Source organism: Leifsonia psychrotolerans (assembly GCF_013410665.1).
GTDB classification, from domain to species: domain Bacteria; phylum Actinomycetota; class Actinomycetes; order Actinomycetales; family Microbacteriaceae; genus Cryobacterium; species Cryobacterium psychrotolerans_A.
This window is the reverse complement of record NZ_JACCFM010000001.1, coordinates 3,204,339-3,217,238: the sequence shown is the minus strand read 5'-3', so window position 1 is coordinate 3,217,238 and position 12,900 is coordinate 3,204,339. Positions and strand designations below refer to the sequence as shown.

The following is a 12,900-nucleotide window of genomic DNA, read 5'->3' as shown; positions in this document are numbered from 1 at the left end:
CCCGTGCCAACGACGCAGCGCCTCCCCTGAATCAGGGAAGGCGCTGCGTCGTTCGCTCGACCCGCGAGCGGGAGCGGGGAAGTTGCCCGGTGAGTCGAAGCCGGTTAGCCCATGCCCTCGAGCTGGTCGGTTTCGGTGTTTCCGATGTTCATGATGACCTCGGGGCGCTTCTTCGCCAGGTAGACGTACCAGCCGATTGCCGCGAGCATCACGACAAGGAAGATGTACGGGATGACGTTCAGCGGGTAGGCCGGCATCGGATAGACGTTGGCGATGAACACGTAGATCATGCTGAGCACGGCGATGGTGGCGGCGATCCAGACGAGCACATTCGGCATCTTCTCGCGGCGCGTGTAGATCACGCAGGCGATGGCGACGAGCGAGTAGGCGACCATGTAGCCGTAGGTGCCGAAGGTGTCGACCCAGACGGTGATGTCCATGGCGTGCGTGCCGAAGCTCAGCAGGATGATGTCGAGCACGATCGCGGCGGGGCCGGCGACGAGCAGCACGCGGTGCGGCGTGAGGTGGCTCTCGTGGGTGCGGCCGAAGCGCTCGGGTACAACGCCTTCCTTGCCCATCACGTAGATGATGCGGCCGACAACGTTCAACGGCGCGACGACGACGGCGAAGAATGAGGCGCCGACACCGAACGTGATCAGCAGCGGGAACCAGCTCGGCATGCCGATCTGCGTGGAGATATCTTCGAGCGGGTTGGCGCTGCCGGCCAGTCCCTCACCGAGCACGACGACCTGCGTGTAGGCGGCGAAGACGTAGAGGATGCCGACGGTCACGGCGCTCCACATGATGGCGCGGGGAATTGCGGTGTAGGGGTTCTTGGCTTCGCGACCCAGGGCATCCGCCGAGGAGAAGCCGACGAAGCCGAGGATGCCGAGCACCATCCCCGTGGCGACGCCCGAGAGCGGCACACCGGTCAGGTCGAACTGCGACGGGTCCCAGGCGGCGGGGCCGGCCCAGACCAGCGCCATGACAAGCAGCACCATCACGATGGTCACCGAGACCAGCTCGAGCACGAGCGAGATGCGGGCCGAGACCCGGATGCCGCGAATCGTGAACAGCGTGGCAAGCCCACCGAGCAGAATGGCGAGCCCGATCTGAGCGCCCACGCCGCCGGCGGGAATGCCGAGCAGAATGAGGAACTGGCTCATGTACGAGATCGAACCGCCCAGCGAACCGGCGGCGATGCCCCAGCAGCCGATGATCAGGGCCACACCGGCCAGGTAGGCGCCGAACGGGCCGAGGCCCTTCGAGACGTAGGTGTAGAGCGAGCCGGCCGAAGCGTGACGCTTGGCGAATGTGGCGACGCAGTAGCCGACGCAGAGAATGACGATCGTCGCGAGGATGAACGAATACAGCGTGCCGTTGCCGGCGCCGATGTAGATTGCTGCGGCGGTGAACGCGATCACCGCGGTCGGGGCGATGTTGGCGATGGCCTGAGCGGCAAGCTCAGGCCCGGTCATGACGCCGCGGCGCAGACCGGAGTCGGTGGGTGCCGACTCGGACTTTCTCGAAGTGCGAGTGGTTGTAGACATGTGACGAACTCTCCAATGAGTAGGAAGGGATGCGGGCGGGCACGACGATGAGCGCCGCGCGGCACGGGTTACGGGATGAGCAGGGTGCGCAGTGCGCCGCCGAACTCGAGGTCTTCGAACGCTTCAGCCGCCTCGGACAGCGGGCGACGTCCCGACACGAGCGGATCGAGCTTCAACTGGCCGTCCATGTAACGGTCGACGAGTGCGGGGATGTCGATCGACGGACGCACACTGCCATAGTTGGAACCGAGGATGCGCTGGTCGGCTTCGGCGAGCACCAGCGGCTCGAATGACGCCTTGGCTCCGGTCGGCGGCAGGCCGACGATGACGGCCGCCCCGCCGAGGCCGAGCATCTGAATGGCCTGCTCGGTGGTGGACGTGCGGCCGATCGCGTCGAACGCGTAGTCGACGCCGTCGGGGATCAGCTCGAAGAGTGCGGCAACGGCATCAACCTGCGAGGCGTCGATGCTGTCGGTAGCGCCGAACTGGGCGGCGAGCGTTGTCTTGTCGGCGTTCACGTCGATGGCGATGATGCGCTCGGCACCGGCCAGGCGGGCGCCCTGCACGACGTTGAGGCCCACGCCGCCGCAGCCGATCACGACGACGGTCGAACCGGGTTCGACGGCGGCGGTGTTGAGCACGGCACCGACGCCCGTTGCCACGGCGCAGCCGACGAGGGCCACAACGTCGAGCGGCGCGTCATCGCGCACCTTGACGGCGCCGGATGCCGGAACGACGACCTCTTCGGCAAACGACGAGACGCCGAGGTAGTGCTGCACCGTCTCGCCGTTTTGCGACAGGCGGGAGGTGCCGTCGAAGAGCACGCCGTGCGGCGCGACAACGGTCGCGACCTTCTGGCAGCGGGCTTCATGGCCGGAGCGGCAGTAGCGGCACTCGCCGCACGGCGGCACCCAGGAGAGCACGACGTGGTCGCCGACCGCGAGCGAGGTGACGCCGTCGCCGAGTTCGACGACGACGCCGGACCCTTCGTGGCCCATCACCATGGGCGCCGGGGCGTCCCATTCGCCGCGCTTGACGTGCAGGTCGGAGTGGCAGACGCCGGCTGCGGCGATCTTGACGCGCACTTCGCCGGCTTTCGGGGCGGCGAGTTCAACATCGGTGTACTCGAGCGGCTGGCCTGGCGCACGGAAGACAACGGCCTTCATGGAATCCTCCTGGGATCGAAAATCGGGATACGCCGATGGTAAGTGCCCACCGCGCGGCATTCACTGAGAAAAAGTGTGGGTGCGCCCGCGTTCTTCAACATTTCGTACACTAGGGGGATGGCTCGCGATGTTCTGTCCGTTGCCCGGGTGCTCGCCGGCACACTCGTCGGCGACTCGGTCAGCCCTGCAACGCCCGTCGATTCCGTGGTCTCGGCCCAGAACTTCATGGTGATCGCCCACCCGAACTTCGCCAGTCTCGTGGTGGCCACGCCCACCGAACTGCAGGCGCTGCTGCACCCCGCACACCCGCGGGCCGAGATTGTGCGGCGGGCCGTGATCGTGACCGAGGCGCACTCGCCCGAGACCAGCGCGCTCGTGCGCGGTGCCGGAGCGACGGCCATCCTGTGTGCCGGCACGACGGCATCCGCACTGCTGCCCCGCCTTGAGGCTCTGCTGGCCAACGACCAGGCCGCCGAAGACCGGCTGGTCACGAGCGGCACGAAGGTGCTCACCCAAGTCGCCCGTCGAGGCGGCGTGAAGGCCGTGATCGCCGAGCTCGCGCATCGCATCGATGGCTGGGCGGTGTTGCTCGACAGTCAGGGGCAGGCCATCACGACTGCCGGCGCCGGCGCCTTGCACGTGCAGGATGCGACGGCCGTGGCCTTTCGACGGCCGGTGCGGGTGCGGCATCCCGGCTTGCAGGTGCACCCCGTCGGCTCGAACGAAGACCTCACTGCGTATCTCGTGGTGGCATCACATGAGGGGTCGATGAGTCGCAGTCGCGACTTGGCGTCGCAGGCGGCCGCGCTGCTCGACCTCATTCTGCGCACGCACGACCACACCACCACCGAGCGGTTGGGCCGCGAAGTGATGATCACGAGCCTGCTCACCGGCTCACCGGGCGAGGCCGAAGCACTGCTGCGCCGGTGGGGCGTGCACGAGAGCTCGCTCACCGCGTTCATACTCAGCGCACGCACGAAGTCGGTCGATCTGGAACGTCTCGTGGCCCGCTGGCTTGACGAGTTGGGCTGCATGCACGTGATGACAGGGGTGAACGGCGGCGTACTCGGCTTCATCCGTGACGATCGAGTGGACGAGATCGCGGCCCGCGTCGAGAGTTATGCGAGCGATGTGCAGGTGTCTCTACGCTGCGGAATCGGCTCCAGCACCAGCCTTGACGCGCTGGCGCGCAGCGCGTCGGAGGCCCGCCAGGCCCACCAGGTTGCGGTGACTGATGCCCGCTCGATTGCCCGCTACCGCGCCTTGCCGACCGTGCGTTATGTGCTCGACCGGCTCGATCAGGATTCCACCGCGCAGATCGCCGATGTGCTCGACGGATTGCGCGATTCCGCGGGCGAGCACGGCGAGCTCACCCGGACATTGCACACCTACCTCGCCGAGCACGGCTCGTGGGGCGTGACCGCAACCCAGCTTGGCGTGCACCGCCAGACGCTGAACAGTCGCATCCAGCGCATCGAGGCGCTCACGGGCCTGTCGATGTCGGACCCCGACGACCGCACGGCCGCCTGGTTGGCGCTGCGGGCGCTGGAGCGCTGACCGCAGGCCCGCCGGCTCCTCACTCCCGGCTCCCCTCCCCTCCTTCTTTCTCTTCCTCTTCCGCTTCCTCCGCAACAACCGATCGTTGGCCTCAACAGGATGCCTCGAAATGGATCAGCATTGCGTCACGCGCGCATCGCATAACTCCTGCAATTTCGACCGAAAGCCACTCAGAGGGACCGATTTCGACCCGAATATAAGAAATTGCAGGAGTTAGCGACGCGTCGAGACAGTCACGGTGAATTTGGTGTTGCGACCGACCTGGTGGGTGGGGCCGACGAGGCGGTTCAGCGCGGGGCGGTACCCGAGGTGGGTGTTCCAGACGGTCCACAGTTCGCCACCGGGTTTCAGCACGCGCGCCGCATCCTCGAACAGTTTCAGGGCGATTCCGGCGTGCACCGACGAGCCGATGTGAAACGGCGGATTGAGTACGATCAGCTCGGCCGAGGCATCCGGCTGGCGTGCCAACGCGTCGTCGCGCACGACGGTGACGCGCCCTGCCACGCCGTTGGCCACGGCGGTGGCCCGGGCGGATGCGATGGCTGCGGCCGACTGGTCGCTGGCGGTCACGTGCAGGGCCGGGCGGGCACGCGCGAGCGCACTGGCCAGCACACCGGTGCCGCAGCCGAGATCGATGGCCGTCTGCACCTCCGGCTTCATCCGATCGATGAACTCGAGCAGGTAGCGGGTGCCGATGTCGATGGTGGTACCGGCGAATGCAGCGCCGTGCGCGCAGACGGTCAGGCCCAGGTCGGCGTGCACCGCGCGGTGCGGCCATTCTGAGGCGACGGCGTTCCCGCCCACCTGGTCCGCTGTCAGAGGCGTCGACGCGGTCAGTACCCGCGACTTCTGCGCGGCCAGCGACGCCGTGACGTCACCGAAGTGGCGGCGCAGCACCTCGTTCATTGCCGGGGTCATGTGCTTGATGCGCCCGCCCGCAAACACCGTGACGTCGGCGGCCGCGAAGCGGGCGATGGCGGCGGCGATCTCGTCAAGAGCCGACAGGCTGCGCGGCAGCTGCAGCAGCACGACGCGGGCGCTCGTGAGCAACTCCTCGCCCAGATCGAGTGAACGATACCCGCCGGCGAGGCCGACCTCCGCGGCATTCGCGGCAAGCGCGAGTTCGCCAGAGAGGGCATCTTGATGCACTCGGATGCCGCGCGCCCCGGCCAGAGCGGCAGCACCGAGCGTCAAGGCACCGTAATGGTCTTCAATCACCACGACCTCAGCGGGCCCGGCCGCGGCGAGCGCAGTGGCCGCCTCGGCGAGAATCAGCCGGTCGCTCGCGTCGACGGCGAACAGATTCGCGGCCTCGACGTCGGGCCGGCGGCGCAGGCGGTCAAACGAGAATTCTGAAGTCACCCGCTCAACGCTACCGCGCCCAGAGGTCAGATATCCTGGCCGTCTCCCCACATCTGTCGTGGCGGACCATCAGCTTCAGAGGAGCCACGCATGAGCACCACATTGATCGCCACATTCCAGGCCAAGCCCGGCCACCGCGACGAGGTCCGTGCGCTTATCGACGCCTTCGCCGAGGTCGTGCGCGAGGAACCCGGAAACGTGCTGTTCGAGCCGAGCACCCGCGTCGACGACGACCACTCGTTCGTCGTGTACGAGCAGTACCTCGATCAGGCCGCATTCGACGCGCACGTGGCGTCGCCCGCCGGCGGACCGTTCAACGAGGCATTGCTGCCGCACATCGAGGGCGACGGCTCGGTACTCGAGTTTCTGACCCTCACCTCGGCGCCCCTGCACGAAGGCGAGTAGCGCCGGACGCTGCTCACATCGCCACGTCTCCGACGACGTGCACTGCGATGCCCATGCCCGCAAACATCGCGGCCTTCGCGACGAGTGCTTTGTCGGCAATCTCGGTGGTGGGAGCGTAAACGAGTTGAACGTGGTTCGCCTTGTGGCGAGCCATGAATTGGTCACGCGAGATGCCATGCAACACGACGTGCGCGATCGGCCACTCCGGGTTCGTGGCCTCCTTGCGGCGCTTCGTCTCCTCTGCGGGGAGTTCGACGACGGATGCCCGAAAAATGTCAGCCTGCAGGATCCCGTCGGCGATGAAGACGCGCGACAACACGACCTCCCCCGGCTTGGAGACCCCGTTGATTGTCGCGCCGCCGGCCGGGAAGAAGACGTGCCCCTGCCGCCATCCCTCGGCCTTGTCCCATCCGCCAAGGTGCGATCCGGGAACGGAGCCAGAGATCTCGTAGGCCCAGACGAACTGGCCGTTGTAATCCTCACCCCAGCGCACGTCATGCAGAGTGTTGTCGGGGATGAGGCCCATCGCGGTCCACACCCGGTCGGTGACGAGAGCGTCGACAGCGACCCCCTCGTCGGCCTCGTTGAAGTGCGGGAAGGCGCGCCCCTCGTGCAGCACGCGCGCGCCGTTGCGCGAGGTCACCGGCGGGCGTTCGGTCGAGTTCAGCAGTCCTTCGGCGAGATCGGAGGCCGGAACGAGGTCTTTCAAGCCCTGCTGGTACTGGATGCCAGCCGCGTCAAGCCCGAAATCATCGGCGATGCGGAGTGCGGCGATGTACATCTTCAGCTGCCACTGCACCTGATCGCGGGTGAGCTCGGTGGCCGCATCCTCGCCGTAGTTGAAGACCATCCCGCGGTCGGTGAGCCACATGTACGCATCGTCAGCTTCGGCATCCGTCACGGTGAGCATTTCGGCGTAGAGCGCCGACTGCGACAGCCGCTCCTTGTAAATGCCGGTCTTGTTCAGTAATTCGTCGTCGAAGATCGCGTTGTACATTCCCATGCAGCCCTCATCGAACACGCCAATGATGGCCTTGTCAGCGAGCAACTCGGCGGCGAGCGCCTCACCCAGCTCGCGCTCGGGGCTTGCCGGTAGTTCCGGCAATGCGCGCACGTGCGAGTCATCGTGGGTGATCGCACCGGTCTCGGTCCACTCTTTAATGCCCGCTTTGAACCAGTCGTCGCTGAAGTCGACGGACCAGATTGACGCATACGGCTTGTCCATCTTCGTCAGGCCCGCATTGAGCCCGAGCAGGCCGACGAGCCCGGGCCAGTCACCGGCAAAGTTCGCGACCGTGAGGATCGGGCCCTGGTGGGTGCGAAGGCCCGCGAGCACGTGATGCGAGTACTGCCACACGGCCTCGGCCACGATGAGGGGCGCATCAACGGGGATGTTCTTGAACACCTCAAGCCCCATTCGCTGGCTGGAAATGAAGCCGTGGCCCGTGGCCGGATCGACACCATTGGCGCGGATGACCGTCCAACCAAAGCCGTTCAGCACGCCCGTGACACCCGCCTCGAGTTCGACCTGTGTCGGCCAGCCCGCCGTGTTCGCCGACTCTCGCAGGTCGCCGGAGGCGATCAGGTAGGCGGTCTGGGGTGCCTTCGTCGGCCGTACGGCCGCGGTGGGCAGGGTGTACGTGGTCATGGTGTCTCCTGAGTTGGGGTCTGAGCGTGCCGGAACGTGCGAGATTCCCCGGCGAGAATGCGGATGTCGCGGGCGAGGCTCGCCCCGCACAGCTGGAGTTCGTCGATGTCAATCGATCCTCCATCGAGGTGGAGAGTGAGGTCGCCCGCGTCAATCTCGACGCGGCCCCAGCCGGAGCCCGTGGTAAACAAGCTACGAAACGGGCCGCTCACCGCGGGAGCAAACGAGAGCGCCCGAGTTGGCGCATCCCACTGCACGCCAGTCACGCCGAGAAGCAACCCCCACGATGCAAGCGAGCGAGCATAGTGATTTCCACACTCGATCTCATTCCATGGGCTGCGGTGCTCGCCGTCGTATCGCGAGCGCAACGCTCGCTCGATAGTCAGCGCATCATCGACGCGACCGGCAAAGAGAAGGGATGCGGCAAGCTGATGCTCAACGCCGGTCCAGACCTCGTCCGAGTAGACAAACGGGATCGCTGGCCGGCCGCCGGTCGGCCACGAGGCCAGCAGCAGTCCACCCTCATCATTCAGAGCATAGACACGCTGGGTGCTTTCCTGCCGGGACAGGTCAGCGCGGTGGTTGTGCGTGACGATCGAGGCGAGCGCCGAGTCGACGTTGTTCTTCGGGAGCAGGTAGCCGAGGCCGCCGACGAAGGCGTGGAACTGACCGAGGAGCTGGTCGGAGAGCACGCCGTCACCGTACTGGTACCGGTGCTCGTCGGGGTCGTCGATAACCTGTCGGTAATATTCTCCGTTCCAGAGGATCTCGTCCATACCCGCGGCGACGCGATCCGCTCGCCCATTCCAGTCCGCCGCGCGCTCCGTCTCGCCGACATGCGTGGCCATCCGTGCACCCGCTCGAAGTGCGGCAAGGAAGAGGCCGTTCGCGAGCGGCTCAGTGCCATGAAATTCGATGTCGTAGGTATTGTGAAGTTCGCCGTCGAGCAGCCCGTCACCGTCGCGGTCCCACTCGCGGATCGCATAGTCGAGTGAGGCGGATGCCGCGGGCCAGAGTTCCGCGAGGAATCCCTCGTCACCCGAGAAGCGCCATTCACGGTGCAGACGCAGCAGCGTGCCCAGCTGACCATCGACGGCAGGCCCCATGAACCAGCTCGGGCCGCCGAATACTCGGTTGCCACGGAACTTCTGAGCGCCGGTCTCATCGGTCTCCAACAGGAACTCCGCACGTCGGGCACTTCGCTCCAGGCTCGGGAACAGCCACGCCAGCGTCTGAGCGTATGACCAGACATGCGTGCAGGTGCCCTCGCAGGATCCACCGTGGTCGAACGAGCCTTCCCAGGCCGCGAAAACGGGGCCAGCGCCCAGTTCCGGTGTGGGCGACTCGACAACGAATCCCGTCGTCGAACGCACCGCGGCAACGTTCGCGCCGATCGCCTCGGACAACACCGGGTCGATGCTACCTCCGTACAGCGCTTCGACGAATGCGTCCGTGTCTTTCTCGAGCGCCGGAAGGTGCGTGTGCAGGTGCGTCGCAGCTGCCCAGGCATCCGGCCAGAGAGTGGCGTAGTGGTTCTGCACGACGTCGTCGGCGTTCGGGTCGGCCAAGACGATATGACCCTTCCACCCTCGGCGTCGATTGGGAAAGCTCCAGGCGAGGACGAACTCAAAGTCCTGACTTTCCCCGGGTGCCACGGTGTGCACGATACCCAGGGAGCCGGTACGGATCCGCGGCAGCTTCGCCATCATCTCTGCCTCACTCAGCGGCGCGGCGTCAGGATCAGCATCGAGCTCAGCAAAGAGTCCGCGGGGTCGGTCCTCCAAAGTCAACCGTGGCTCCGGGTCGAGCAGTCCGTCGGCGGCAAGATCGTTCCAGAACAGGCGCGCGCCGTCCGGCCAGTAGCTGGTCACCCACTGCGGTTTGGCCGTAGTGGCGGTATCGGTCGTCGTCAGGCTGAGCGTCCCATAGCCGTGATCGTCTGGGGGGAGGTCGATGCCGAAGTCGAGGCCGCGCACAGCTCCCTCCTCCCGCCAGCCCACGGTCTGCATCGCGCGCATTCCCCACGGCCCCTCGCCCCGCCCGGCGGTGTGGGTCACGCTGCCCGCGATCGTGACGACGACCGGAACCACACCGGGGTTAGTGACCCGATACCGCAACACTGCCGCCGGAATGCCCGACGCATCCGGGTCAAGCGGTACGAACGGAGTGAAGCCATGAAGCGTGACTTCGACCGGCAAAGCAGCATCGGCGAAATCAATGTCGACGACCGGGTACTCGCCGTGAAGCATCGCTGAGTCCAGCCGCGGGAGTCCAGCTAACTGGTCAAAGGCGTAGCCGGCATCGGCATCGTGCCGCCCGGTGAGCCTCGCTTCCAGCACGCGCGTCACCGCTGTCCCTCCAGCGGGAGCCGCGTGGATGGCGAAAAAAGAGTAGGGGTTTCGGCGACCCTTGTCAGGCAGGTTCTCGAATTCCCAATCGCGGAGCTCCCCTCGTGCGCCAAGCGACACATTTCCGGTGCCGATCCCGCCCAGCGGGAAGGCCGCTGCGTGGGAAGTGTGGGGGATGCCGCGGGCGCGGCGCTGCTCGCTCATGCGTCGCCCCGGCGTTGGCTCGCGGCTCGCTCGTGGACGCCCACTTTCGACCCAGTCTGGTGCCACGCGTGGCGATCCATATGCGAATCGTCGGCTTCTTGAAGAGCGGCGGGGTTCGGCGCGACGGTCTGGCTCACTGGATTCCAATCGGTTATGACGGGTGCGAGAACTGTGGCAGCGGCGGCGGCGAAGAACCCGACGTCGAAACTCGCCCCGATCATTACGTGGATCCCGCGACCGTTCCGCTCACTGTACGCGAAATCGATTTCATATGGCAAGTAATGAAACCCACGTGCGCGCGTATTCGACGGGAGGCGCTTAGGAGCGAATGGCGGAGGCCGGCTGGATCTCGTTGCGCAGCACCACCGTGCGTGCTGGCTGCGTGTCGCCGCCGATGCGCTCGAGCAGCATCCGTGCCGCCGTGACACCCATGTGCCGCGCCGGCAGGCGCACCACGGTGACTGCGGTGGGCGACAGCGTGGTGAAAGGAAGGGAACCAATGACCGCCACTCCGAACCGTGGGGGCGTCAACCCCTTCTCGGTCAGTACCTGGATCGCGCCGACCCCGATGAGGTTGTTGCCGGCTACGACGGCATCCGGCGGCTCGGGAAGCGCCAACAGCTCTTCCATCGCCTCGCGTCCCCCCTCGACGCGGAAGGTGGCGAAACGGGCCAACTCGGCGGCGTTGAGCGCGGGAAAAACTGCGGCCAGGGCGGAGCGCCACCCAGCCGCGCGCTCGGCTGCGGTATCAATTGATTCGGGTCCCCCGATGTAAGCGATGCGCTTATACCCAGCCCGGATCAGGTCTTTCGTTGCCGACGTTCCGGCGGAGCGGTTCTCCATGACCACACCATCGATGTCGTATGAAACGCCTCGGTCGACGGCAACTACCGGGCGCCCCGTGGACAGAATGCTATCCAGGCTGGTCTGATCGGATGCCGGCGCGATGATCACCCCGGACATGTTCTCAGCGATCGCAATCTGCAGATAGGTCGACTCCTTGTCGACCTGCGAGTCGGAGTTGCACAGCACCACCGAGTATCCGGCTTCGGATGCGACGTCCTCTACCCCGCGTGCCATCTCCGTGAAGTATGGGTTCTCAATGTCCGGGATCACGAGGGCGATAACCTCGGAGCTCTGCCGCCGCAATGACCGCGCCGTACGGTTCGGGGTGAACTTCAGCTGCTTCGCTGCGTCGCGAACAGCCACCACCTTTGCCGCGGAGACGCTCGCGCCGTTGAACACACGCGAGACAGTCGCGGGAGACACTCCGGCGAGCTCTGCGACGTCATAAATCGTGGCCATGTCCACCTTTACTACCTGGTCCGGCCAAGCCGAACGTGAACAACAGTAGCGTGCGCAGAGCAATCTGTGGCGATCAGGACTGAAATCGATTACATTGATCAGACTGTCTCCGCGCGGTGGAATCGCCGCCGGCTGCGCTTACACAAGGATGTGAACAGGAAAATGACTCCCCCACCCTCTGACCTGGCATCGATCTCCGCACTGCGGACCGTGCAAACACGATCGATCTCTCCGGAGAATTTTGATGGCTCCGCGGGAGGTGGCGGCCGAGCAACCGAAGGCACGGGCGCCTCCTGTGCACGCGACCTTGGCCCCGGCTGGAAAATTTCTCCAAGCATGGATATCAAAGCCGGGGAGACCCTCGATCTTGCCTCCATCTCCGGTGCAGGCAAGATCACTCACATTTGGATCACTACCCACACTGACAACTGGCGCACCCTCCTGCTGAGAGCTTATTGGGATGGCGCCACAGAGCCAGCAGTCGAGGTGCCCTACGGGGACTTCTTCTGCAACGGCTGGGGCGTTTTCGCACAGGTCAACTCTCAAGCGATCGCCGCAAACCCGCTGGGTGGCTTTAACTCATATTGGCCGATGCCGTTTCGAGACGGAGCCCGTCTGACGATCGAGAACACCTCTGTCGTAGATGTCCGCGTGTACTACCAAATCACGTACGAAATCGGCGGAGACTACTCCAACGAGGCCTATTTCCATGCCCAATGGCGCCGATCGAACCCGCTCGAAGACCTCGTCCCACACACGATCTTGGAGGGGATCGAGGGGCACGGGCAGTATGTCGGCACCTACATCGCGTGGGGCGTGAACTCGAACGGTTGGTGGGGCGAAGGCGAGATTAAGTTCTACCTCGACGACGACACCGACTTCCCGACGATCTGCGGCACCGGAACCGAGGACTACTTCGGGGGAGCCTGGAACTTCGATATTCCCGGCCAGGGCTACACGGAGTTCTCAACACCCTATCTGGGTATGCCCCAGGTGATCCGCCCCGATGGGCTGTACGACTCACAGCAGCGTTTCGGAATGTATCGCTGGCATTTGCTCGACCCAATCCACTTCACTACTGGCATCCCCAAGGTTGACATCCAGGCGCTCGGCTGGCGCAGCGGGTGGCGATACCTGCCATTGCGCGACGACATCGCCTCGACCGCAATGTTCTATCTCGACCGGCCGACCGCGCGGCGCCCTCAGTCACCGTCGGCCGACGACATGGAGGTACACCTAGGAACCGCCCCGGTGCCCGACATCGGATCCACTCCGCCGCGGGCTCCGCGGGACTGAGAATGTGATGCACGACGACAGCGCCGCGGGGCATGCCTCCGCGGCGCTGTCGCTGTTCC

Annotated in this window: 9 protein-coding genes; 3 read left to right on the top strand and 6 right to left on the bottom strand. The window is 65.6% G+C overall.

Annotated elements, in window-relative coordinates:
* Nucleotides 1–104: 104 nt before the first annotated feature.
* Both HNR05_RS14680 and HNR05_RS14675 read right to left on the bottom strand, forming a co-directional pair.
* Complete coding sequence (locus HNR05_RS14680; RefSeq protein ID WP_246318417.1) at nt 105–1,550, bottom strand: APC family permease; 1,446 nt, start codon at nt 1,548–1,550, stop codon at nt 105–107.
* Nucleotides 1,551–1,618: 68 nt separating this feature from the next.
* Complete coding sequence (locus HNR05_RS14675) at nt 1,619–2,716, bottom strand: alcohol dehydrogenase catalytic domain-containing protein (protein ID WP_179579821.1); 1,098 nt, start codon at nt 2,714–2,716, stop codon at nt 1,619–1,621.
* Between the two features lie 117 nt (nt 2,717–2,833).
* On the opposite strand from HNR05_RS14675, the gene HNR05_RS14670 reads away from it, so the two are divergent.
* Complete coding sequence (locus tag HNR05_RS14670) at nt 2,834–4,273, top strand: PucR family transcriptional regulator (RefSeq protein WP_179579820.1); 1,440 nt, start codon at nt 2,834–2,836, stop codon at nt 4,271–4,273.
* Nucleotides 4,274–4,486: 213 nt separating this feature from the next.
* On the opposite strand, the gene HNR05_RS14665 is transcribed toward HNR05_RS14670, so the two are convergent.
* Complete coding sequence (locus tag HNR05_RS14665; RefSeq protein WP_179579819.1) at nt 4,487–5,635, bottom strand: methyltransferase; 1,149 nt, start codon at nt 5,633–5,635, stop codon at nt 4,487–4,489.
* A 90-nt stretch (nt 5,636–5,725) separates the two neighbouring features.
* Between HNR05_RS14665 and HNR05_RS14660 the strand changes: the two genes are divergently transcribed.
* A complete protein-coding gene (locus HNR05_RS14660) occupies nt 5,726–6,040 on the top strand; it encodes a putative quinol monooxygenase (RefSeq protein WP_179579818.1) in 315 nt (104 codons plus the stop codon).
* A 13-nt stretch (nt 6,041–6,053) separates the two neighbouring features.
* Here HNR05_RS14660 and HNR05_RS14655 read toward each other — a convergent pair whose 3' ends face one another.
* The 3 genes from HNR05_RS14655 to HNR05_RS14645 form a co-directional block, all read right to left on the bottom strand.
* Nucleotides 6,054–7,688 carry a fucose isomerase gene (locus HNR05_RS14655; protein ID WP_179579817.1) on the bottom strand — a complete coding sequence of 545 codons (1,635 nt, stop codon included), beginning with the start codon at nt 7,686–7,688 and terminating at the stop codon, nt 6,054–6,056.
* Nucleotides 7,685–10,240 carry a GH116 family glycosyl hydrolase gene (locus HNR05_RS14650; protein ID WP_179579816.1) on the bottom strand — a complete coding sequence of 852 codons (2,556 nt, stop codon included), beginning with the start codon at nt 10,238–10,240 and terminating at the stop codon, nt 7,685–7,687. The genes HNR05_RS14655 and HNR05_RS14650 overlap by 4 nt, the downstream gene beginning before the upstream one ends.
* 318 nt (nt 10,241–10,558) lie before the next feature.
* Nucleotides 10,559–11,545 (bottom strand): LacI family DNA-binding transcriptional regulator, encoded by a 987-nt coding sequence (locus HNR05_RS14645; RefSeq protein ID WP_179579815.1) that lies wholly within the window; start codon nt 11,543–11,545, stop codon nt 10,559–10,561.
* 336 nt (nt 11,546–11,881) lie between these two features.
* Between HNR05_RS14645 and HNR05_RS14640 the strand changes: the two genes are divergently transcribed.
* Nucleotides 11,882–12,841, top strand: a complete 960-nt coding sequence (locus HNR05_RS14640; RefSeq protein WP_246318416.1) for a glycoside hydrolase family 172 protein — start codon at nt 11,882–11,884, stop codon at nt 12,839–12,841.
* The last annotated feature ends 59 nt before the right edge of the window (nt 12,842–12,900 follow it).